Annotated in this window: 17 protein-coding genes and 1 riboswitch; of the genes, 14 read left to right on the top strand and 3 right to left on the bottom strand. The window is 70.6% G+C overall.

The features are described 5' to 3' along the window. The first annotated feature begins 43 nt into the window (after nt 1-43). Nucleotides 44-1,588, top strand: a complete 1,545-nt coding sequence (locus tag E6P78_RS21650; RefSeq protein ID WP_136205288.1) for an RNA polymerase sigma factor — start codon at nt 44-46, stop codon at nt 1,586-1,588. Between the two features lie 166 nt (nt 1,589-1,754). Further along, nucleotides 1,755-2,585, top strand: a complete 831-nt coding sequence (locus E6P78_RS21645) for a serine protease (RefSeq protein ID WP_136205287.1) — start codon at nt 1,755-1,757, stop codon at nt 2,583-2,585. Nucleotides 2,586-2,690: 105 nt separating this feature from the next. Here the strand turns inward: E6P78_RS21645 and E6P78_RS21640 are convergent, their stop codons facing one another. Beyond that, nucleotides 2,691-2,924, bottom strand: coding sequence for a hypothetical protein (locus E6P78_RS21640; protein ID WP_024489001.1), 234 nt, complete (start codon nt 2,922-2,924; stop codon nt 2,691-2,693). A 434-nt stretch (nt 2,925-3,358) separates the two neighbouring features. Between E6P78_RS21640 and E6P78_RS21635 the strand changes: the two genes are divergently transcribed. The 7 genes from E6P78_RS21635 to E6P78_RS21600 all read left to right on the top strand — a co-directional run bounded on the left by E6P78_RS21635 (nt 3,359) and on the right by E6P78_RS21600 (nt 11,674). After that, nucleotides 3,359-5,479 (top strand): DNA topoisomerase IV subunit B, encoded by a 2,121-nt coding sequence (locus E6P78_RS21635; RefSeq protein WP_136205286.1) that lies wholly within the window; start codon nt 3,359-3,361, stop codon nt 5,477-5,479. Nucleotides 5,480-5,611: 132 nt separating this feature from the next. Further along, nucleotides 5,612-6,130 (top strand): CcdC protein domain-containing protein, encoded by a 519-nt coding sequence (locus tag E6P78_RS21630; RefSeq protein WP_136205285.1) that lies wholly within the window; start codon nt 5,612-5,614, stop codon nt 6,128-6,130. Further along, the gene (locus tag E6P78_RS21625) at nt 6,127-7,290 is read left to right on the top strand and encodes a histidine kinase (RefSeq protein ID WP_136205284.1); all 1,164 of its coding nucleotides are present in this window, start codon (nt 6,127-6,129) and stop codon (nt 7,288-7,290) included. The genes E6P78_RS21630 and E6P78_RS21625 overlap by 4 nt, the downstream gene beginning before the upstream one ends. Further along, the gene (locus E6P78_RS21620) at nt 7,287-7,964 is read left to right on the top strand and encodes a response regulator transcription factor (RefSeq protein ID WP_136205283.1); all 678 of its coding nucleotides are present in this window, start codon (nt 7,287-7,289) and stop codon (nt 7,962-7,964) included. Before E6P78_RS21625 ends, E6P78_RS21620 begins: the two co-directional genes overlap by 4 nt. A gap of 131 nt (nt 7,965-8,095) precedes the next feature. Continuing rightward, nucleotides 8,096-8,539 carry a DUF485 domain-containing protein gene (locus E6P78_RS21615; RefSeq protein WP_136205313.1) on the top strand — a complete coding sequence of 148 codons (444 nt, stop codon included), beginning with the start codon at nt 8,096-8,098 and terminating at the stop codon, nt 8,537-8,539. Beyond that, nucleotides 8,536-10,128, top strand: coding sequence for a cation acetate symporter (locus tag E6P78_RS21610; protein ID WP_136205282.1), 1,593 nt, complete (start codon nt 8,536-8,538; stop codon nt 10,126-10,128). The genes E6P78_RS21615 and E6P78_RS21610 overlap by 4 nt, the downstream gene beginning before the upstream one ends. 526 nt (nt 10,129-10,654) lie before the next feature. Next, a complete protein-coding gene (locus E6P78_RS21600) occupies nt 10,655-11,674 on the top strand; it encodes a LacI family DNA-binding transcriptional regulator (protein ID WP_136205281.1) in 1,020 nt (339 codons plus the stop codon). 29 nt (nt 11,675-11,703) lie between these two features. Here the strand turns inward: E6P78_RS21600 and E6P78_RS21595 are convergent, their stop codons facing one another. Then, nucleotides 11,704-13,005, bottom strand: a complete 1,302-nt coding sequence (locus tag E6P78_RS21595; protein WP_136205280.1) for a citrate synthase — start codon at nt 13,003-13,005, stop codon at nt 11,704-11,706. A gap of 134 nt (nt 13,006-13,139) precedes the next feature. Between E6P78_RS21595 and E6P78_RS21590 the strand changes: the two genes are divergently transcribed. Both E6P78_RS21590 and E6P78_RS21585 read left to right on the top strand, forming a co-directional pair. Beyond that, nucleotides 13,140-14,300: a citrate synthase/methylcitrate synthase gene (locus E6P78_RS21590; protein WP_136205279.1), complete on the top strand. Its 1,161-nt coding sequence runs from the start codon at nt 13,140-13,142 to the stop codon at nt 14,298-14,300. 19 nt (nt 14,301-14,319) lie between these two features. Further along, on the top strand, nt 14,320-15,426 hold the full coding sequence (locus E6P78_RS21585) for a GTP-binding protein (RefSeq protein ID WP_136205278.1): 1,107 nt from the start codon (nt 14,320-14,322) through the stop codon (nt 15,424-15,426). A 36-nt stretch (nt 15,427-15,462) separates the two neighbouring features. Here the strand turns inward: E6P78_RS21585 and E6P78_RS21580 are convergent, their stop codons facing one another. Further along, entirely contained in the window at nt 15,463-17,913 is a 2,451-nt protein-coding gene (locus tag E6P78_RS21580) for a DNA topoisomerase IV subunit A (RefSeq protein ID WP_136205277.1), read from the bottom strand. A 310-nt stretch (nt 17,914-18,223) separates the two neighbouring features. Between E6P78_RS21580 and E6P78_RS21575 the strand changes: the two genes are divergently transcribed. The 3 genes from E6P78_RS21575 to E6P78_RS21565 all read left to right on the top strand — a co-directional run bounded on the left by E6P78_RS21575 (nt 18,224) and on the right by E6P78_RS21565 (nt 22,239). Continuing rightward, nucleotides 18,224-19,594: a pitrilysin family protein gene (locus tag E6P78_RS21575; RefSeq protein ID WP_206307868.1), complete on the top strand. Its 1,371-nt coding sequence runs from the start codon at nt 18,224-18,226 to the stop codon at nt 19,592-19,594. Between the two features lie 26 nt (nt 19,595-19,620). After that, a complete protein-coding gene (locus E6P78_RS21570; RefSeq protein WP_136205311.1) occupies nt 19,621-21,003 on the top strand; it encodes a pitrilysin family protein in 1,383 nt (460 codons plus the stop codon). 221 nt (nt 21,004-21,224) lie between these two features. Further along, nucleotides 21,225-21,392: riboswitch (cyclic di-AMP (ydaO/yuaA leader) on the top strand. Between the two features lie 13 nt (nt 21,393-21,405). After that, on the top strand, nt 21,406-22,239 hold the full coding sequence (locus E6P78_RS21565) for a M23 family metallopeptidase (protein ID WP_136205276.1): 834 nt from the start codon (nt 21,406-21,408) through the stop codon (nt 22,237-22,239). Nucleotides 22,240-22,257: the final 18 nt, after the last annotated feature.

Here is a 22,257-nt window from a genome sequence, read left to right as displayed (position 1 = left end):
GGGCCGGGCCGGAAGCCGTTTCCATCGTTCCGAGAGGTTGTTCGTGTCGGCCAGCACATCCCGTACGCTCCCGCCGGAGATCGCCGAGTCCGAATCTGTGATGGCGCTCATCGAGCGGGGAAAGGCTGATGGGCAGATCGCCGGCGATGACGTGCGTCGGGCCTTCGAGGCTGACCAGATTCCGCCAACCCAGTGGAAGAACGTTCTGCGCAGCCTCAACCAGATCCTCGAGGAAGAGGGTGTGACGCTGATGGTCAGTGCCGCGGAGCCGTCGAAGCGCGCCCGCAAGAGCGTTGCAGCGAAGAGCCCGGCCAAGCGCACCGCCACCAAGACCGTCGCGGCCAAGACGACGGTGACGCGGACTGTCGCGGCGCCCGCCGCCCCGTCCGCCGAGGCCGCGGACCCGGCCGAGGAAGCCTCTGCGGCCGCGCCCGCGAAGAAGGTGGCAGCCAAGAAGACGGCAGCCAAGAAGACCGCCGTGAAGAAGACGGCTGCCAAGAAGACGGCCTCGAAGAAGGCCGGCAAGCAGGACGAGGAGATCCTCGACGGCGACGACGTCGTCGAGGAGGTCAAGGCCGGCAAGGGCGAGGAAGAGGAGGGCGAGGGCGAGAACAAGGGCTTCGTCCTCTCCGATGACGACGAGGACGACGCGCCCGCGCAGCAGGTCGCCGTCGCCGGCGCCACGGCCGACCCGGTCAAGGACTACCTGAAGCAGATCGGCAAGGTCCCGCTCCTCAACGCCGAGCAGGAGGTCGAGCTCGCCAAGCGCATCGAGGCGGGCCTGTTCGCCGAGGACAAGCTGGCGAACTCCGACAAGCTCGCCCCCAAGCTCAAGCGCGAGCTGGAGATCATCGCCGAGGACGGGCGCCGCGCCAAGAACCACCTGCTGGAGGCCAACCTCCGCCTCGTGGTCTCGCTGGCCAAGCGCTACACCGGCCGCGGCATGCTCTTCCTGGACCTGATCCAGGAGGGCAACCTCGGTCTGATCCGCGCGGTCGAGAAGTTCGACTACACCAAGGGCTACAAGTTCTCCACGTACGCCACCTGGTGGATTCGTCAGGCGATCACCCGCGCCATGGCCGACCAGGCCCGTACCATCCGTATCCCGGTGCACATGGTCGAGGTCATCAACAAGCTCGCGCGCGTCCAGCGCCAGATGCTCCAGGACCTGGGCCGCGAGCCCACCCCGGAGGAGCTGGCCAAGGAGCTCGACATGACCCCTGAGAAGGTCATCGAGGTCCAGAAGTACGGCCGTGAGCCGATCTCCCTCCACACCCCGCTGGGTGAGGACGGGGACAGCGAGTTCGGCGACCTGATCGAGGACTCCGAGGCGGTCGTCCCGGCCGACGCGGTGAGCTTCACGCTCCTCCAGGAGCAGCTGCACTCGGTTCTCGACACCCTGTCCGAGCGTGAGGCCGGCGTGGTCTCCATGCGCTTCGGCCTCACCGACGGGCAGCCGAAGACGCTGGACGAGATCGGCAAGGTCTACGGCGTGACGCGCGAGCGCATCCGTCAGATCGAGTCCAAGACCATGTCGAAGCTGCGCCACCCGTCGCGGTCGCAGGTCCTGCGGGACTACCTCGACTAGGTCGACGGCAGCAGTACGCAGCACGATGCCCCGGCTCCCTCAGGGAGCCGGGGCATCGTGCTGCGCGTTTCTGTTCTTCACTTCCCGTGGGGCGCGCGGAGGTGCGCGTCGGCGTCGGCGGAATGACTCTGGGTAGGCATCGTCCATCACGGAGTCAGGAGTACGCATGTCCCGCACCGTCGTCCGCACCATGACCGGGGCGCTCGCCCTCGCCGCCGCCACGGCCGTGATACCGCTTGCGTCCCCCGCCACAGCGGTCGCGGACAGCATCGTCATCGGAGGCCGGCCCGCGCACATTGCGGACAGCCCGTGGGTGGTGGCCCTCTCCAGCCGTGACCGGTTCGGAGGTACCAGGGCCGGCCAGTTCTGCGGTGGCGTCGTGGTGGAGCCGAAGAAGGTGCTCACGGCCGCGCACTGCCTGAGCCGGGAGGCGCTGGGCACCGATGTGGGCCAGGTGAGCGACCTGCGGATCATTTCCGGCCGGGACGAGCTGGACGGCGCGGGCGGCAAGGAGATCCCGGTGAGCGGTACGTGGGTCAACCCGGGGTTCGACGCCGCGACCAACAGCGGGGACGTCGCGGTGCTCACCCTCTCCGAGGCGCTGCCCGAACAGGACACGCTCCCCATGGCCGAGGCCGGTGACTCCGCGTACCGGGCCGGCACCCCTGCGGTCGTCTACGGCTGGGGTGACACCACCGGCTACGGCGACTACGCGTCGTCACTCAGGTCCGCGGAGGTGAGCATTCTGCCCGACAGCTCTTGCGAGCAGGCATACCCCGGCGGTAGGAGCGGTACGTACGACGCCTCGTCGATGCTCTGCGCGGGCGAACCCGAGGGCGGATACGACGCCTGCCAAGGCGACAGCGGAGGGCCCCTGGTGGCCCAGGGGCGGCTTGTGGGGCTGGTGTCCTGGGGGAACGGCTGCGGCCGCGCCGGGAGCCCCGGCGTCTACACGCGGGTCTCCGCCGCCATCGGGTGGATGGCAGCCGCCGACTGACCGGCACAGGCTCCACAGATACGAGAACGGGCGGCTTTCCCCACAAGGAAGGCCGCCCGTCGGCCGGTCCGGGACCGGCCCCTGGCTCGTCGTGGATGCGAGGTGTCAGTGTTGTTCCTCTTCGGCGGCTTGGGCCTGCACGGCCGTCAGTCGGTCCGTCTCATCCTGTATTTCCGCGGCGATCTTCTTGAGTTCCGGCTCGAACTTGCGACCGTGGTGGGCGCAGAAGAGCAGTTCACCGCCGCTGATGAGCACGACGCGCAGGTATGCCTGGGCGCCGCAACGGTCACAGCGATCTGCTGCGGTCAGCGGGCTCGCGGGGGTCAGAACAGTAGTCACGTCGCCTCTTCTCTAGCTCGACGAGCTGTCGTACCAGGGTCAACATCCAACCAGGCCGAAAACGTTCCCGCTCGTGGCTTTTCTTCGAAACTTCTTCTCGGGATGGCTGTCTGTTGCCGGTTCGCGGCGAATGTGCCGTATTGCGTGGCGCTACGGTTTCGCGTTGCTGGGCTTGGTCAGTCCGGGCCGGCTGGCTTGCCGGTTGTTCATGAGGACGTGCCCGGAGCCTAAATGGTTCATGCCTGGAAGGGAACGTGATGTGCACGTCACCCCAAGGAGGGATCGAACGTGCATGCGAGTCTGGTTTAGTCTGAGGCTTCTTCAAGGGTGGCGTTTCACCCGCTCTACCAGGCCTCGGTACCCTCACAGCGGCAACCGAAGCCGAGCCCGTGACCCACTGGGCCCCAAATGAAATTCAGCGAGGAGCGAACCGCGTGACCGCCGATACGTCCGTGCCGTCCACTGCGCTGCTGACCGGAGCAGACCGAGACGGTTCCAACTACACCGCGCGGCACCTGCTCGTACTCGAGGGGCTCGAAGCGGTTCGCAAACGCCCTGGCATGTACATCGGGTCCACCGACAGCCGCGGCCTGATGCACTGCCTCTGGGAAATCATCGACAACTCCGTCGACGAGGCCCTCGGCGGCTACTGCGACCACATCGAGGTCATCCTTCACGACGACAACTCCGTCGAGGTCCGCGACAACGGCCGGGGCATCCCGATCGACGTCGAACCCAAGACGGGCCTGTCCGGCGTCGAGGTCGTGATGACCAAGCTGCACGCCGGCGGCAAGTTCGGCGGCGGTTCCTACGCCGCGTCCGGCGGTCTGCACGGCGTCGGCGCCTCCGTGGTCAACGCCCTGTCCGCCCGGCTGGACGTCGAGGTCGACCGCAACAGCGCGACCCACTCGATCAGCTTCCGCCGCGGGGTTCCCGGCATTTTCACCGAGCAGGGGCCGGACAGCCCGTTCGACCCGTCCAACGGGCTGCTCAAGGGCAAGCGCGTTCCGAAGGCACGTACCGGCACGAGGGTGCGGTACTGGGCCGACCGGCAGATCTTCCTCAAGGACGCCAAGCTCAATCTCGACACGCTCCACCAGCGGGCCCGCCAGACGGCCTTCCTCGTCCCCGGCCTCACCATCGTCGTGCGCGACGAGCGGGGCCTGGACGGAGCGGGCAAGACGGAGGAGACCTTCCGCTTCGACGGAGGCATCAGCGAATTCTGCGAGTACCTCGCCCAGGACAAGGCCGTCTGTGACGTCCTGCGCCTGACCGGGCAGGGCACGTTCAAGGAGACGGTCCCCGTCCTGGACGAGCGCGGGCACATGACGGCGACCGAGGTCACCCGGGAGCTGTCCGTCGACATCGCGATGCGCTGGGGCACCGGGTACGAGACCAACCTGAAGTCCTTCGTCAACATCATCGCCACCCCCAAGGGCGGCACGCACGTGAGCGGATTCGAGCGCTCCGTGACCAAGACGGTCAACGAGGTGCTGCGCTCCGCGAAGCTGCTGCGCGTGGCCGAGGACGACATCGTCAAGGACGACGCCCTGGAGGGCCTCACCGCGGTCGTGACCGTGCGCCTGGCGGAACCGCAGTTCGAGGGTCAGACAAAGGAGGTGCTCGGCACCTCGGCGGCCAACCGGATCGTCGCCAATGTCGTCGCCAAGGAGCTCAAGGCCTTCCTCACCTCCACCAAGCGGGACGCGAAGGCCCAGGCCAGAGCCGTCCTGGACAAGGCGGTGGCGGCTGCCCGCACCCGGATCGCGGCCCGCCAGCACAAGGACGCGCAGCGTCGCAAGACGGCACTGGAGTCGTCCTCGCTGCCGGCGAAGCTCGCCGACTGCCGCAGCGACGACGTGGAGCGCAGCGAGCTGTTCATCGTGGAGGGCGACTCCGCGCTCGGCACGGCGAAGCTCGCCCGGAACAGTGAGTTCCAGGCGCTGCTGCCGATCCGCGGCAAGATCCTCAACGTTCAGAAGGCATCGGTTTCCGACATGCTGAAGAACGCCGAGTGCGGAGCGATCATCCAGGTCATAGGAGCCGGCTCCGGGCGGACCTTCGACATCGACGCCGCCCGGTACGGCAAGATCGTCCTGCTGGTCGACGCCGACGTCGACGGCGCCCACATCCGCATCCTGCTGCTGACACTCTTCCAGCGGTACATGCGGCCGATGGTCGAGGCGGGCCGGGTCTTCGCCGCCGTGCCCCCACTCCACCGGATCGAGCTGGTCCAGCCTAAGAAGGGCCAGGACAAGTACATCTACACGTACTCGGACAACGAGCTGCGCCAGCGCCTGCTGGAGCTCCAGCGCAAGAACATCCGCTACAAGGACTCCATCCAGCGCTACAAGGGTCTGGGCGAGATGGACGCCGACCAGCTGGCGGAGACGACGATGGACCCGCGCCACCGCACGCTGCGCCGCATCAACATCGGCGACCTGGAGTCCTCCGAGAAGGTCTTCGACCTGCTGATGGGCAACGAGGTGGCACCTCGCAAGGAGTTCATCACCAGCTCGGCGGCCACGCTGGACCGCTCGCGCATCGACGTCTGAGCGTGGAGCCGTCGTCTCCACCCGTGGGTGGAGACGACGGCTCCACCCACGATCCACCCTGGAGCCGATCTGCTGACCCGGACTTTTCCGTAGCGTCGGAGGTGCAGAACTTCTCGCATCTCGGAGGCGCCCATGTCCGGGCTCGTCAATGTCCTGGTGATCGTCGCGGTCATCGCCCTCGTCCTGGTCCGTCAGTGCTCGGCGCAGCGGATCTCCGGCGACCGGCGCTGGTGGGTCCTGCCCGCCGTGCTGCTCGTCATGGCCCTGCGGGAGCCCGGCCTCATCGACCCGGACCACCGCATAGCGTCGGTGGCCGTCCTGGGCGCGGAGCTGGCCGTGGGCCTGATCACGGGCGCCGGATGGGCATGGACGTCCCGGGTCTGGCGGGCCGAGGACGGCTCGCTGTGGAGCAAGGGCACCAAGGCCACCGTCCTCGTTTGGACCGGGGGACTGGCGCTGCGGGCGGCTCTCTACGGGATCGGCGCGATGCTGGGCGTCCATCAGGGCAGCCCCGCCCTGATGACGGCTCTCGCGGCGACCCTGCTGGTGCGTGGCGGGCTTCTCGCGTGGCGGGCCGGGGTGATACCGGCGTCGTACGGCGGCCTTGCCAACGGCGTTCCGATCCGGCCGGCAGGAAGGGACCGCGTATGACCCCCGCCGCCTGGACGAGCTGGCCGTCGAGGGAGGCACTCGCCAGGGAGACCCGCACCCGCGCACGGAGGGTGATCGCCTGGTCCGTCCGGGTGGGCCTGCTCACCCTGATGCTGTGGGGGACCTTTACCGGCGGGCTGTTCGGCCCGTGGGAGATCGTGGTCGGACTGGCCGGGGTGCTGGTCTGCGCCCTGCTCGCCGTCGCCTTCTTCCGGACCAGCCTGGAGAACCGCCTGTGGCCGTCGCTCGGCCTGCTCGGGTTGCTGATGCTGGCCGCGTTCGGGGCCGGGCAGATGGGGGCCTCCGTCCCCGCGACGGTGCTCTGGTGCGGCTGCGCGGTCACCGCCCTGGAGCGGCTGCCGCTCTCGGCGGGCGTCCCGGCCACCGCGGTGGCCCTCGGCGCCTACGCGGTGGTGAACACCGACGACTGGGTGACGTCGGCGGTGACCACGGCGGGGCTCTGCCTCGCGGGGTACGTGCTCCGCCTGGACGCCGAGGCGCGCGGCAGTGCGCAGCGGCTCCTGGCCCAGGAGCGGGCGGCCCGGGTGGCGGAGGCCGAGAGAGCCGCGCTGGACGAGCGTTCCCGGATCGCACGGGAGATCCACGATGTGCTCGCGCACAGCCTCTCCGCCCAGCTGGTGCACCTGGAGGCGGCGAGGCTGCTGATCGAGAGGGAGCCTGCGGGGGAGTTCCGGGACCAGGTACTGCGTCGGGTGGTCGCGGCCCGCTCGATGGCTCGCGAGGGCCTCGCGGAGACCCGTCAGGCGCTCTCCGCGCTGCGGGGCGAGGTTTCACCGGTGGAGGACTTCCTGAGGCAGTTGGTGGCGGCCGAGCCCGCCGAGGTCAGGGTGGAGGGGGAGCGACGGGCGCTGACCGCCCAGGCATCGCAGGCGGTCCGGCGGGTGGCGCAGGAGGCACTGACCAACGTCCGGAAGCACGCGCCGGGGGCCAGGGTGCAGATACGTCTGGAGTACCAGCCGGACGGAGTCGTTCTGGAAGTCAAGGACTCGGGTGGGCGGGGTCCGGGAGGTGACCTCGCCGGCAGCGGTTCCGGATACGGTCTGCTCGGCATGAGGGAGCGCGCCGAACTGCTGGGCGGCGCGCTGGAGGCCGGTCCGGGCGAGGAGGGGTTCGTGGTGAGTCTGCGGGTGCCCGCGTGACGGCGCGGGTGGTGGTTGCCGACGATCAGGCGGTGGTCCGGGAGGGAATCGTGATGCTGCTCGGCCTGCTGCCGGGCATCGAGGTGGTCGGTTCGGCGAAGGACGGGGAGGAAGCGGTCGCCCAGGTGGCGGAGCATGCGCCGGACGTGGTCCTCATGGATCTGCGGATGCCGCGTTGCGACGGGGTGGAGGCGACGCGGCGCATTCGCGAGCAGTTCCCCGGCACCCAGGTCGTGGTGCTCACGACGTTCGCGGACGACGACTCCCTCTTCCCGGCGCTCAGGGCGGGGGCGCGGGGGTACCTCACGAAGGATGCCGGGGGCGACGAGATCGTGCGGGCCGTCCAGGCCGTGCTCTCCGGGGAGGCCGGGCTCTCGCCCACGGTGCAGGCCCGCCTGCTGGAACGGCTCACCGCGGGGCCTCTTCCGGCCGGTGGCGGCGGTGAGCCGGAGCTGCCGGACGGGATGACGCCTCGTGAGGCCGAGGTGCTGGTGCTGATCGCCGAAGGGATGTCCAACGCGGACATCGCCCGCAGCCTTCATATCTCGCAGGCGACGGTGAAGAGCCACATCAACAACCTCTTCGCCAAGGCGGGGCTCCGCGACCGGGCCCAGGCAGTGCGCTATGCGTACATTCGAGGGCTCGCGCGCCCGCCCGGGAGAACCTTCACCTGAAGAGGTGAAGTCTGGCGAATCAACCGCCCGGGATCTTCCCGATCTGCCCATTCTTGGATACGCGGCCGAAGTGGTCTGTGGACAAGGGGAGTTGTTCGGTGGACAAGGAAGCAGGGCGTGAGTCCGCAGCGATGCGGCTCGACGACCCGTGGGACGACGCGCTGACCTCCGGATGGGAGGAGCTGGACGGTGCGGGCGGCCTCGCGCCCGCCGGGGTGCCCGGTCCCGCCGCACCCAGGGATGGCCACAGCGCGGCGGACATCTATCTGGAGGTGCAGCGCAGCGAGGCCTTCCAGGAGGTGCGCCGCCGCTACCGGCGCTTCGTCGTCCCCGCCACCGCCGCCTTCTTCGTCTGGTACCTCGCCTATGTCGTCACTGCGGTCACCGCTCCCGGGCTGATGGCTCGGCCGGTGGCCGGGGCGGTCAATGTGGCCATGGTCGCCGGGCTCGGCCAGTTCCTGACGACGTTCCTGTTCACCGGGGCGTACGCGCGGCACGCGCGGTTGCGCAGGGACCGGGCCGCGCTCGATCTGCGCTGGGAGACCCAGGAGATGACACGGGGGGTCCGGCGTTGAGCGGCAACCATCAGACGCTGGCGCTGCTGTTGTTCAGCGTCTTCGTCGCGGTCACCCTTGCCATCACGACGTGGGTGAGCCGCAACAGGCAGGGTTCGGCCGAGGAGTTCTACGCCGGCGGCCGCCTGTTCTCCCCGATGGAGAACGGTTTCGCCATCGCGGGCGACTACATGTCCGCCGCTTCCTTCCTGGGCATCTCCGGGTTGATCGCCCTCTTCGGCTACGACGGCATGCTCTACTCGGTCGGCTTCCTGGTCGCCTGGCTGGTCGTCCTGCTGCTCGTGGCGGAACTCGTGCGCAACTGCGGGCGGTTCACCCTCGCCGACGTGGTGGCGGCCCGGATGGCCGAGCGCCCGGTCCGCATCGCCGCGGGGACGTCCTCCGTCACCGTCTCCGTGCTCTATCTGGTGGCGCAGATGGTCGGCGCCGGCAGCTTGGTGGCCCTGCTCCTCGGCGGGACGAGCGGAGCTGCCCGGTCCTGGACCGTCATCGGCGTCGGGGCACTCATGGTCGTGTACGTCTCGCTCGGCGGGATGCGCGCCACCACCTGGATTCAGATCGTCAAGGCCGTCCTGCTGATGGCGGGCACCGTGGTGCTGACCGTGCTCGTCCTGGTCCGCTTCCACGGAAACATCAACGAGTTGCTCAGTTCCGCCGCCGACCGCAGCGGGTACGGCAAGGACTTCCTCTCGCCCGGCCTCCGGTACGGCGGGAGCTGGACGGCGCGCATCGACTTCATCAGCCTCGGTCTTGCCCTGGTGCTCGGCACGGCGGGGCTGCCGCACATCCTGTCCCGCTTCTACACCGTGCCCACCGCCCGCGCGGCCCGCCGGTCGGTCGTCTGGTCCATCGGCCTCATCGGGAGCTTCTACCTGATGACGATCGTGCTGGGGTTCGGGGCGGCGGCGCTGGTCGGCACGGCGGACGTACGGGAGTCGAATCCCGCCGGGAACACCGCTGTCCCGCTGCTGGCCATGGTGCTCGGCGGGGGTGAGGGCTCCACCGGCGGGACGATTCTGTTCGCCGTGGTCGCCGCGGTGGCCTTCGCGACCATCCTGGCGGTCGTCGCCGGGATCACCCTCGCTTCGTCCGCGTCCGTCGCCCACGATCTGTACGCCTCGCTCAAGCGGCCCGGCGCAAAGCAGCGCAGCGAGGTGGCCGTGGCCCGCGTGGCTGCGGCCGGTATCGGAGTGGCCGCCATCGGGCTGGGTCTGCTGGCGCAGGACCTCAACGTGGCGTTCTTGGTGGGCCTCGCCTTCGCGGTCGCCGCCTCGGCCAACCTCCCCGTGCTGCTCTACTCGCTGTTCTGGCGCGACTTCACCACGCGCGGCGCGGTCTGGTCGGTCTACGGCGGCCTGATTCCCGCCGTCCTGCTCGTCCTGCTGTCCCCGGTCGTCTCCGGCAGCCCCACCTCGCTCTTCCCCGGGGCCGACTTCCAGATCTTCCCCCTGGAAAACCCGGGCCTGGTCTCCATCCCGCTGGGCTTCCTCGCCGGCTGGATCGGGACGATCACCGCGAGCGAACCGCCGGACGCGGCCAAGCACGCGGAGATCGAGGTGCGCGCGATGACCGGGGCCGGTGCGGTGTGAGGCGTGCGGGGCATGGGCCGCAGGGCCTCGACCGAGCTCCTTCAGGCCGAAGCCGGCCACGCCACGTCCCATCACGTTCTGGTCCTGGAGCGTCGGCAGGGCCGTAAAGCGGAAGTCCCGCGGCTCGTGGGCCGGTGCGAGACGGCGAACGTCAGCACGTCCACGAACACCGCCGTACCGCCGTTGGTCATTTCCAGGTACCGGCCGCCGCCTCCCTCGAAGTTGTTCACGTTTCGAGGTAAGAAGAGGGGGCGTGCTCAGGTGCGAGGCGGCGCACCCGAGGCCGTCCGGCCGAATGAACCGCCCCGCTTTTGAGTCGTGAGTGGAGGGGTGCCTGGGTGGGGCGGCGGCGAGTACGGTGGCGCGCGTAGGGGTGGTGGGGGCCGGGCGGGTTTGAGGCGAGGCTCCGGTGCTCATGCGGTGGAGGTGCCGGGGGAAACGGCTCGGGCGTCGCCGTGCTTCCGAAAATCGTCTTGTTTCCTACCCCACGCAATCTGCTTGCGTTACTTGCGCTAATCTTGCGCGTATGACGCGACGACTTGCTCAGGTGGCACAGAAGGTTGGAGTCAGCGAGGCCACGGTCAGCCGGGTGCTCAACGGCAAGCCGGGCGTTTCCGACGCCACGCGGCAGGCCGTTCTGTCCGCGCTCGATGTCCTCGGCTACGAGCGCCCGACCCAGCTGCGCGGCGAACGGGCCCGGCTGGTGGGCCTGGTCCTGCCCGAACTGCAGAACCCGATCTTCCCCGCCTTCGCCGAGGTGGTCGGCGGTGCGCTCGCCCAGCAGGGCCTCACCCCCGTCCTGTGCACCCAGACCAAGGGCGGGGTCTCCGAGGCGGACTACGTCGAACTGCTCCTGCAGCAGCAGGTGTCGGGCGTGGTCTTCGCCGGTGGTCTCTATGCCCAGGCCGACGCCCCGCACGACCACTACAAGGTGCTGGCCGACCGCAAGATCCCCGTCGTCCTGATCAACGCGGGCATCGCCCACCTCGGCTTCCCCTGCGTCTCCTGCGACGACTCCGTGGCCGTGGAGCAGGCGTGGCGCCACCTGGTCTCGCTGGGCCACGAGCGCATCGGCCTGGTACTCGGCCCCTCGGACCACATGCCTTCGCAGCGCAAGCTGGCCGCCGCCCGCGTGCTCGCCGAGGAGTCCGGTACGACCATCCCGGACGCGTGGGTGACCCGGGCGATGTTCTCGCTGGAGGGCGGGCAGGCCGCCGCAGCGCGGCTGCTGGACGAGGGGGTCACCGGGTTCATCTGCGCCAGCGACCCGCTCGCCCTGGGAGCCGTGCGCGCGGCGCGGCGGCGGGGCCTCTCGGTCCCCGACGACGTGTCCGTCGTGGGATACGACGACTCGGCCTTCATGAACTGCACCGAACCCCCGCTCACCACCGTCCGTCAGCCGATCGAGGCCATGGGCCGGGCCGCCGTCGAGCTGCTCTCCGTACAGATCGGCGGGCGCGCGGTGCCGTCGGACGAGCTGCTCTTCGAACCGGAACTGGTCGTCCGCGGCTCCACGGCCCAGCCTCCGCGCGGCGCTTCCCGCTGAGCGTCGCGATTTTGCGCCAGTGGTACGGGCTATTGCGTGGGTGCCCCATCCGGTGCAGGGAGGGGCTGGGGCGGCCGGGGCCCCGTGTAGTGCCCGCTGGGGCGCATCCGCAGCGGGCGTTCCCCGTACTCCTCCAGTGCATGCGCGATCCAGCCCGCCGTACGGGAGATCGCGAACACCGTCTCTCCGGCCTCCGGCGGCATTCCCGAGGCGACCGAGAGCGCGGCCAGGGCCAGATCGACGTTGGCGTGCAGGGGCGTGTCCCGTGCCGTGGTGGCGACCACGTCACGGGCTGCGGTCAGAGCCGGCGCCGCCCGGGGGATGCGCGCGAGCAGATCGAACAGGGTGCGGGCGCGGGGGTCCTCGCCGGTGTACAGCCGGTGGCCGAGCCCGGGCACCCGGCGGCCGGCCCGCAGATGGTCCGCGACCACCGGGGCAGCGCCGCCCCGCTCCAGGACCTCGGCCAGCATGCGGTGGGCCGGCCCGCTGGCCGCGCCGTGCAGGGGGCCCTCCAGCACGCCGAGACCCGCCGAGACCACCGCGTACGGATGGGCCCGGGCCGAGGCGGCGACCCTGGCCGCCAGCGTCGAGGCGGCCAGGTCGTGGTCGATCAGGAGACCGAGTGCTGCGTCCAGGACGGCGAGTGACGCCTCGTCGGGTCGGCGGGCGGTGAGTTTTGGCCACAGTTGACGGGCCAGGCCGGCCGACGCGACCTCACCCCCGCCCGCCCCGTCCCCGCCCACCGTCGGCAACGCCGCGACCAGCGTAGGGACCAGGCTTCTCGCGCCCCCGAGCACCGCCTCGCGCGACAGGTCGAAGCGCAGCGGGTCGGCGGCAGCGGCGGCGACGACCGCCACCCGTAGCCGGTCCGTGGAACCGCAGTGCGCCGGCAGCGCGCCGACCGCCCGGCGGGCCGCGGCCACCGTCTGCGCCGGAGCCGTGAAGCGGATGCCCGGTCGCAACTCACCGGTCCACAGCCACTCGGCGACCTCCTCGTACGTATGGCGCACGGCCAGTTCCGCCGCGTCCACGCCCCGGAAGTAGTACCGGTCACCGGCGATGAGGGTGATGCCGGTACGGACGGGCGGCTCACCCGTGGGGGAGGGTGACTCCCTGCGTCCCGTCCGCCGTGCCAGCGCGTCGACCTCCGCCGCGTCGAAGGTACTGCCGCGCCCGCCCGGTACACGGCTGCTGCTCAGCTGGCCGCGGCTGACGTAGGCGTACACCGTCTCGGGCTTCACGCCCAGGCGCTCGGCCGTTTCCCGCGTGGTGAGCCGCCCGCCGGTCGCGCCCGGCCGCGCTTCCTCGTACGCCCCTGATCGATCCGTCATGCCGTCACCGTATCCATATGGCGTCACTGTATTCATAGGTTCATGTTGATTCAATCAATATTGACAGATTTGCAGTCATGCATGGACAGTCGAATCAATATCAAGGAGTCAACGGACTGTCCATGGAGGAAGCAATGCCGACCACGACCGGCGCAGCACCGCTCGACGTCCCCCGAGGTCTCGCGGGTGTCGTCGTGACCGATACGGCCCTCGGAGACGTCCGGGGCCGCGAGGGCTTCTACCACTACCGCCAGTTCTCGGCGGTCGAACTGGCGCAGACCCGCAGCTTCGAGGACGTCTGGTACCTGATGACCGAGGGCGAACTACCCGGTCCGGTCGCCCGCGCCGACTTCGCCGCCCGTACGGCCGCCCTGCGCGTCCTGCCCGACGCGGTTCGCGACGCCCTGCCGGCCATAGCCCGCGCCGGCGCGGTGTCGGGCCCGCTGTCCGGGCTGCGTACGGCGCTCTCCCTGCTCGGGGCCTCGGCCGGCTTCCGGCCGGTGTACGACATCGACGCGGACCGGCGCCGTACCGATGCCCTGACCGCCTGCGCCGCCGTCCCCACCGTGCTGGCCGCCCTGTACCGGCTCGGCCGGGGACTCGACCCCGTCGAACCCCGTGCCGACCTGCCGCACGCGGCCAACTACCTGCACATGCTGACCGGTTCCGTGCCGGACGACGCCCGGGTCAGGGCCGTCGAGCAGTATCTGATCTCCACCGTCGACCACGGCTTCAACGCCTCGACCTTCACCGGCCGGGTCGTCGCCTCGACCGGAGCGGACGTCGCCGCCTGCCTGGTGGCCGCCGTCGGAGCGCTCTCCGGCCCGCTGCACGGCGGTGCGCCCAGCCGCGCCCTCGACACCCTGGACGCGATCGGCACCCCCGACCGCATCGACGGCTGGATTCGCGAGCGGGTGCTCGCCGGCGACCGGATCATGGGCTTCGGCCACCCGGTCTACCGCACCGAGGACCCCCGCTCGCGCATGCTGCGGTCCATCGCCCAGGGCTTCGGCGGCCCGCTCGTGGACTTCGCCGTCGAGGTGGAACGCCAGGTCGAGGCCATCCTCGCCGAGCTCAAGCCCGGGCGCGAGCTGCACACCAACGTGGAGTTCTACGCCGGAGTGGTCATGGAACTGTGCGGGCTGCCGCGCGAGATGTTCACCCCGACCTTCTGCGCGGCGCGGGTCGTGGGCTGGAGCGCCAATATCCTGGAGCAGGCGGAGGACTCGAAGATCATCCGCCCGGCGGCCCGCTACGTCGGCCCGCCCCCGCCCCAGCCGGTCCCGGCAGTCTGACCCCGCAGGAAGGCCCCCGTTGAGCTCGTCCCACAGCCCCCAGATCCCGGTCGTCGTCCTCGCGGGATTCCTGGGCTCCGGCAAGACGACGCTGCTCAACCACCTCCTGCGGCACCGTGCGGGGAACCGGATCGGTGTCGTCGTCAACGACTTCGGGGCCATCGAGATCGACGCGATGACCGTCTCCGGGCAGGTCGGCTCGACCGTGTCGCTGGGCGGCGGCTGCCTGTGCTGTGCGGTCGACGCGAGCGAACTGGACACCTATCTGGAGACGCTGACCCGGCCTGCCGCTCGTCTCGACGTCATCGTCATCGAGGCGAGCGGGCTCGCGGAGCCGCAGGAACTCGTGCGCATGGTCCTCGCCAGCGACAACCCGCACATCGTGTACGGGGGACTGGTCGAGGTGGTCGACGCAGCCGAGTTCGAGGCCACCCGGCAACGCCATCCGGAGATCGACCGCCATCTCGCGGTGGCCGACCTCGTCGTGCTCAACAAGACGGACCGGGCCGGGGACGAGGAATGCGCCCGCGTCCGGCAGGCCGTCACCGACAGCGGCAGCACGGCGGCGGTCGTCCCCGCCACCTACGGGCGGATCGATCCGCAGCTGCTCTTCGACCCGGCGCTGCGGCCCGACGGCGCCGAGAAGGCGCGTCAGCTGACCTTCGAGGACCTGTACCTGGAGGAGCGTGCGGAGGAGGACGGCGACGGGCACGGCGCTCATCTGCACACGGCGTACGAGAGCGTCGACTTCACCTCCGACGCACCGATGGACCCCCGCCGGCTGATGGACTTCCTCGACTCACGGCCCGAAGGGCTGTACCGGATCAAGGGGTACGTCGATTTCGGCGCGGGCGACCCGGGCAACGCCTACGGGGTGCACGCCGTAGGCAGGTTCCTGCGGTTCACTCCCAGGCCCTGGACGCGCGGCGAGCCGAAGCGGACCCAGCTCGTCCTGATCGGCTCCGGCATCGACGCACCGGCTTTGCGCAAGGAGCTGGAGAGCTGCCGGGCGCCGCGGGAGACGGACCGCGAGGGGGCGGGCCGGGAGGCGCCGCAGGACGCCGCACACGAGCGAGCCATGTGGGGCGTCCTGCGGTACGTGCAACAGCCCGCCGACGACGCGTAGCGCCGGCACGCCGACCCGAAGCGCGGGCCCTGCCTCCTACACCGGGCCGGCGATCACCGCGACCGGGCTCGGCAGCGGCGTCCCGGAACCGTCGCGCCGCGGATCGGGCTCGGGCAGCGAGGCCGGGGCGCCGTTCTTCTGAGCCGCCCTGGCCGGTGTGGTCCCCGCCCAGGCGAACACCAGCACGTCCTCGCCCTTCAGGAACCGCTGACAGCGCACCCCACCGGTCGCCCGGCCCTTGCGCGGATACTGGTCGAACGGGGTCAGCTTGCACGTCAGCACCGAGTCGTCCAGCGTCCCGTGCGAACCCGCGACCGTGAACACCGCGCCGTCCGCCGCCGGGTCCACCGCGGCGAACGAGAGCACCCGCGCACCCGCCGCCAGCTTGACGCCCGCCATACCGCCGGCCGGCCGCCCCTGGGGGCGTACCTGCGCCGCCGGGTAGCGCAGCAGCTGCGCGTCCGAGGTGATGAAGACGAGGTCCTCCTCACCGGTCCGCAGCTCCGCAGCTCCGACGATCCGGTCACCCTCCTTGAGGGTGATGACCTCCAGCTCGTCCTTGTTGGCCGGATAGTCCGGCACCACGCGCTTCACGATGCCCTGCAGCGTGCCGAGCGCCAGGCCCGGTGACGCCTCGTCGAGCGTGGTGAGGCAGACGACCTCCTCGTCCGCCTCCAGCGTCAGGAACTCCCCGATCATCGCCCCGCCCGACAGGTTGGGCGCCGCGTGCGTGTCCGGCAGCTGGGGCAGATCGATCACCGGCAGCCGCAGCAGCCGCCCGGCGGACGTCACCAGCCCGACGTCACCGCGAGCCGTCGCCGGCACCGCGGAGACGATCACGTCGTGCTTGGACCGCTTGGCGCCCTCGGCGAAGTCGATCGGGTCGTCGTTGGCCGTACGCGCCAGCAGGCCCGTCGAGGACAGCAGCACCCGGCACGGGTCGTCCGCCACCTCCAGCGGCACCGAAGCGACCTGCGAACCGGCCGACTCCAGCAGCACCGTGCGCCGGGCCGTGCCGAACTTCTTGGCGACCGCGGCCAGTTCCGAGGAGACGAGCTTGCGCAGCTCGGCGTCCGATTCGAGGATCGCCGTCAGCTCGGCGATCTCGGTGTTCAGCCGGTCCCGCTCGCTCTCCAGCTCGATCCGGTCGAACCGGGTCAGCCGCCGCAGCGGCGTGTCCAGGATGTACTGCGTCTGGATCTCGCTCAGCGAGAAGCGCTCCATGAGCCGCTCCTTCGCCTGCGCCGAATTGTCGCTGGACCGGATGAGCCGGATGACCTCGTCGATGTCGACCAGGGCGACCAGCAGGCCCTCGACCAGGTGCAGCCGGTTGCGGCGCTTGGTCCGGCGGAACTCGCTGCGCCGGCGCACCACGTCGAAACGGTGGTCGAGGTAGACCTCCAGCAACTCCTTGAGGCCCAGCGTGAGCGGCTGGCCGTCGACCAGCGCCACGTTGTTGATGCCGAAGGACTCCTCCATCGGCGTCAGCTTGTAGAGCTGCTCCAGCACCGCTTCCGGCACGAAGCCGTTCTTGATCTCGATGACCAGACGCAGGCCGTGCGAGCGGTCGGTGAGGTCCTTGACGTCGGCGATGCCCTGGAGCTTCTTCGCCGAGACCAGGTCCTTGATCTTGGAGATGACCTTCTCCGGGCCGACGGTGAAGGGCAGTTCGGTGACGACCAGGCCCTTGCGGCGCGGCGTGACGTTCTCCACGGCGGTCGTGGCGCGGATCTTGAACGAGCCGCGGCCGCGCGCGTACGCGTCCTTGATGCCGCCGAGGCCCACGATGCGCCCGCCGGTCGGCAGGTCGGGGCCCGGGACGAACCGCATCAGGGTCTCCAGGTCCGCGCCCGGATGCTTGATCAGGTGCCGGGCCGCGGCGATGACCTCGCCCAGGTTGTGCGGCGGCATGTTGGTCGCCATGCCGACCGCGATGCCGGTCGTGCCGTTGACCAGGAGGTTGGGGTAGGCGGCCGGAAGGACGACCGGCTCCTGCTCCTGGCCGTCGTAGTTCGACTGGAAGGCGACCGTCTCCTCGTCGATCGACTCCGTCATCAGCGAGGTCGCGTCGGCCATCCGGCACTCGGTGTACCGCATGGCGGCCGGCGGGTCGTCGTTGCCCAGCGAGCCGAAGTTGCCGTGTCCGTCGACGAGGGGCAGCCGCATCGAGAACGGCTGGGCCATCCGCACCAGCGCGTCGTAGATCGACGCGTCGCCGTGCGGGTGCAGCTTGCCCATGACCTCGCCGACCACCCGGGCGCACTTGACGAAGCCGCGGTCCGGGCGCAGGCCCATCTCGTTCATCTGGTAGACGATGCGGCGGTGCACCGGCTTCATGCCGTCGCGGGCGTCCGGCAGGGCGCGTGAGTAGATCACCGAGTACGCGTACTCAAGGAAGGAGCCCTGCATTTCGTCGACGACGTCGATGTCGAGGATCTTCTCCTCGAAGTCGACCGGCGGCGGGGTCTTCGTGCTGCGGCGGGCCATCGCTGCTGCGACTCCTTCACGGATTCTGTGCGGGCAACCTCAGGTTCCCTCAGGTTCTGACGCGCACCATTGTGGACCGCGCCACTGACAACCCCGACCTCGACCCGTCCCAAAGGGCGTTCTCCGCGCGTTCCGAGGGGCCCCGGGCCTCCCCGTTCGCGCTTTCTCGCGAACTTTCGCCAAAGGGGAACTTCGCCAGGTGTCTGTTCGCTTGCATACAGTGGCTGTGTCTCGAATCAGCCTCGCGAAACAAGCTCGCGAAGCGACTTCATCCACATCGACAACCAGTAGCGCGATCGAAGGGACGTACATGCCCATGGGTCACACGGCCACAGCCCAGGCCGGCTCCGGCGGCTTGACAGCGACCGAGCACCGTCTGGCCAACGGCCTGCGCGTGGTGCTCTCCGAGGACCACCTGACCCCGGTCGCGGCGGTGTGCCTCTGGTACGACGTCGGCTCGCGCCACGAGGTCAAGGGGCGCACCGGTCTCGCGCACCTCTTCGAGCACCTGATGTTCCAGGGCTCCGGCCAGGTCAAGGGGAACGGACACTTCGAGCTGGTGCAGGGCGCCGGCGGCTCGCTCAACGGGACCACCAGCTTCGAGCGGACCAACTACTTCGAGACGATGCCCACGCACCAGCTGGAGCTGGCCCTGTGGCTCGAGGCCGACCGGATGGGCTCGCTGCTCGCCGCGCTCGACGAGGAGTCCATGGAGAACCAGCGCGACGTCGTCAAGAACGAGCGCCGCCAGCGCTACGACAACGTCCCGTACGGCACCGCGTTCGAGCGGCTGACCGCCCTCGCCTACCCGGAGGGCCACCCGTACCACCACACCCCGATCGGGTCGATGGCCGACCTGGACGCGGCGACCCTGGAGGACGCGCGCGCCTTCTTCCGTACGTACTACGCGCCGAACAACGCGGTGCTCTCGGTCGTCGGCGACATCGACCCCGAGCAGACCCTCGCCTGGATCGAGAAGTACTTCGGCTCCATCCCGTCCCACGACGGCAAGCAGCCGCCGCGCGACGGCGCGCTGCCCCCGATCATGGGCGGTCAGCTGCGCGAGGAGGTCCGCGAGGAGGTGCCGGCCCGCGCCCTGATGGCCGCCTACCGGCTGCCCCACGACGGCACCCGCGAGTGCGATGCCGCGGACCTCGCCCTGACCGTGCTGGGCGGCGGCGAGTCGTCGCGGCTGCACAACCGCCTGGTCCGGCGCGACCGTACCGCCGTCGCCGCCGGGTTCGGGCTGCTCCGGCTCGCCGGCGCGCCCTCCCTGGGCTGGCTGGACGTCAAGACGTCCGGCGGCGTGGAGGTGGCCGAGATCGAGACCGCGGTCGACGAGGAGCTGGCCCGGTTCGCCGAGGAGGGCCCCACGCCCGAGGAAATGGAACGCGCCCAGGCCCAGTTGGAGCGCGAGTGGCTGGACCGGCTCGGCACGGTCGCGGGCCGCGCCGACGAACTGTGCCGGTACGCCGTGCTGTTCGGCGACCCGCAGCTCGCCCTGACCGCCGTGAACCGGGTGCTCGACGTCACCGCGGACGAGGTCAAGGCGGCCGCCCGCGCCCAGCTGCGGCCCGACAACCGGGCGGTGCTGGTCTACGAACCGGTCGAGCCCGAGACCGCCGACGAGGCGGAGGCCGCCGCCACCGACACCGACGCGCACGAAGGGGCGGACCAGTGACCGACGCTGCCGCGACTGAAGTTTCGATGCAGTACCACCCCCAGCCCGCCCCCGGCGTGGCCCGGCCCTGGGCCTTCCCCGCGCCCGAGCGCGGCTCCCTGCCCAACGGCCTCACGGTGCTGCGCTGCCACCGCCCCGGCCAGCAGGTCGTCGCCGTCGAGATCTCCCTCCACGCCCCGCTGGACGCCGAGCCCGAGGGGCTGGACGGCGTGGCGACGATCATGTCGCGCGCCCTGTCCGAGGGCACCGACAAGCAGAGCGCCGAGGAGTTCGCCGCCGAGCTGGAGCGGTGCGGCGCCACCCTCGACGCCCACGCCGACCACCCCGGCGTCCGGGTCTCCCTGGAGGTCCCGGCCTCCCGGCTGGCCAAGGCGCTCGGCCTGGTCGCCGAGGCGCTGCGGGCGCCGGCCTTCACCGACAGCGAGGTCGAGCGGCTGGTGCGCAACCGGCTGGACGAGATCCCGCACGAGCAGGCCAACCCGGCCCGCCGCGCGGCCAAGCAGCTCTCCAAGGAGCTGTTCCCGGCCTCGGCCCGCATGTCGCGCCCGCGCCTGGGCACCGAGGAGACCGTGGCGCGGATCGACGCCGCGGCCGTGCGCGCCTTCTACGACGCGCACATCCGCCCGTCCACCGCGACGGCCGTCGTGGTCGGCGACCTGACCGGGATCGACCTGGACGCGCTGCTCGCCGAGACCCTGGGCGACTGGTCCGGGAACACCGCCCAGGCCCGCCCCTTCCCGCCGATCACCGCCGACGACACCGGCCGGGTGGTGATCGTGGACCGCCCCGGCGCGGTGCAGACGCAGCTGCTCATCGGCCGCATCGGCGCCGACCGCCACGACAGCGTGTGGCCGGCCCAGGTGCTCGGCACGTACTGCCTGGGCGGCACGCTCACCTCCCGGCTCGACCGGGTGCTGCGCGAGGAGAAGGGCTACACCTACGGGGTACGGGCCTTCGCCCAGGTACTGCGCTCCGGCGCCGTGGACTCCGCCTCGGGGGCGACGGGCGCCGCGATGCTCGCCATCAGTGGTTCCGTGGACACCGAGTCCACCGGGCCGGCGCTGGAGGACCTGTGGAAGGTCCTGCGGACGCTGGCCGCCGAGGGCCTGACGGACGCGGAGCGCGAGACGGCCGTGCAGAACCTCGTGGGCGTCGCCCCGCTGAAGTTCGAGACGGCGGCCTCCGTCGCGAGCACCCTCGCCGACCAGGTGGAGCAGCACCTTCCGGACGACTACCAGGCGACGCTGTACGCCCGCCTCGCAGAGACCGGCACCGTCGAGGCGACCGCGGCCGTGGTCAGCGCCTTCCCGGGGGACCGGCTGGTCACGGTCCTGGTGGGTGACGCCTCGCGCATCGAGGAGCCGGTCAGGGCGCTCGGCATCGGAGAGGTGACGGTCGTCAGCGGCTGACCGCTCACCTCCGCCCGCCGCGCGGGCAACGGGGAGGCACCGGCGTGTTGTTGCCGCCGGAGCCTCCCCGTATGTCCACTTGACGGCTATTTGTCGGGTAAGGGGTGGCTCCGCCCTGTGGGATGCGCGACAAAACCTCCTGTCCGTTTGGTGGCGGGAAGTGCGGCCGCTTAGCGTCGGCTCGGCTGTCCGCCACTCGTATGCCGCATCCGTGACGTACCGGGCAGTCATCGCCGAGTCCCCGTCAGGCGCGAGCCCGGGGAGCCGGGGACCCACGCAGTCCCTGGGGTGAATCGGGCGCCCACGCCTCCCGCGAGGCCGGGGTGTCCGTAGGAGACCTTCCTGCTCCGAACCCGTCAGCTAACCCGGTAGGCGAGAAGGAAGGAAAGGACCAGCCACCCCATGGCGTTCACCCGTGCCACCGGGAAGCACCGTGCCCCGAGCCGTCTGACGCGTACCGGCGCCAAGGCCGTCGGCATCGCGACTCTCGCCACCACCGGTGTCATCGGCTCCCTGGCCTCCCCGGCCCTCGCCGCCGACGCCGAGACGGCCCCCGCCGGCGAGACCGGCCTCTCCCAGATCATCGCCATCGAGAACACGCTCGCCGACCGGATCGAAGCACAGGCCGACGCGCAGCAGCACCGGGCCGATGTCGCCGAGAAGAAGGCGGCGGCCGAGGCGAAGGCGAAGAAGAAGGCCGAGGCGAAGAAGAAGGCCGCGGAGAAGGCCGCCAAGGCGAAGGTGAAGGCCAAGGCCGCCGCCCGTGCCGAGGAGGCCCGCGAGAGCACGTCCCGGGCCTCCCGTTCCACCGCCCGCGCCGCCCCGGGCGCGTCCTACCGGCTCCCCGTCGCCGGCTCCTATGTGACCACCGGTTACAAGTCGAGCGGCTCGCTGTGGTCCTCCGGCAGCCACTCCGGCATCGACTTCCACGCCGCCTCCGGCAGCTCCGTCGTCGCCGTCGGCGCCGGTACGGTCGTCGAGGCCGGCTGGGGCGGGGCGTACGGCAACAACATCGTGCTCCGGATGACGGACGGCACGTACACCCAGTACGGCCACCTCTCCTCGATCGGCGTCTCCGTCGGCCGGAGCGTCGGTGCCGGACAGCGGATCGGGCTCTCCGGTTCCACCGGGAACTCCACGGGCCCGCACCTCCACTTCGAGGCCCGCACCACGCCCTCGTACGGCTCCGACATGGACCCGGTCGCCTACCTGCGCGCCCACGGCGTCACCGTCTGACCCCTCACGGACTCCACG

The sequence above is a fragment of the Streptomyces sp. A0958 genome, from assembly GCF_004795035.1.
Lineage (GTDB): Bacteria > Actinomycetota > Actinomycetes > Streptomycetales > Streptomycetaceae > Streptomyces.
This window is presented reverse-complemented; position numbering and strand designations above follow the sequence as displayed.

What these genes read in the sequence shown, in the direction of transcription:
- E6P78_RS21645 (WP_136205287.1), top strand. Translation starts at nt 1,755, where the DNA reads ATGTCCCGCACCGTCGTCCGCACCATGACCGGGGCGCTCGCCCTCGCC.
- E6P78_RS21630 (WP_136205285.1), top strand. Translation starts at nt 5,612, where the DNA reads ATGTCCGGGCTCGTCAATGTCCTGGTGATCGTCGCGGTCATCGCCCTC.
- E6P78_RS21625 (WP_136205284.1), top strand. Translation starts at nt 6,127, where the DNA reads ATGACCCCCGCCGCCTGGACGAGCTGGCCGTCGAGGGAGGCACTCGCC.
- E6P78_RS21615 (WP_136205313.1), top strand. Translation starts at nt 8,096, where the DNA reads ATGCGGCTCGACGACCCGTGGGACGACGCGCTGACCTCCGGATGGGAG.
- E6P78_RS21600 (WP_136205281.1), top strand. Translation starts at nt 10,655, where the DNA reads ATGACGCGACGACTTGCTCAGGTGGCACAGAAGGTTGGAGTCAGCGAG.
- E6P78_RS21595 (WP_136205280.1), bottom strand. Translation starts at nt 13,005, where the DNA reads ATGACGGATCGATCAGGGGCGTACGAGGAAGCGCGGCCGGGCGCGACC.
- E6P78_RS21590 (WP_136205279.1), top strand. Translation starts at nt 13,140, where the DNA reads ATGCCGACCACGACCGGCGCAGCACCGCTCGACGTCCCCCGAGGTCTC.
- E6P78_RS21580 (WP_136205277.1), bottom strand. Translation starts at nt 17,913, where the DNA reads ATGGCCCGCCGCAGCACGAAGACCCCGCCGCCGGTCGACTTCGAGGAG.
- E6P78_RS21575 (WP_206307868.1), top strand. Translation starts at nt 18,224, where the DNA reads ATGCCCATGGGTCACACGGCCACAGCCCAGGCCGGCTCCGGCGGCTTG.
- E6P78_RS21570 (WP_136205311.1), top strand. Translation starts at nt 19,621, where the DNA reads ATGCAGTACCACCCCCAGCCCGCCCCCGGCGTGGCCCGGCCCTGGGCC.
- E6P78_RS21565 (WP_136205276.1), top strand. Translation starts at nt 21,406, where the DNA reads ATGGCGTTCACCCGTGCCACCGGGAAGCACCGTGCCCCGAGCCGTCTG.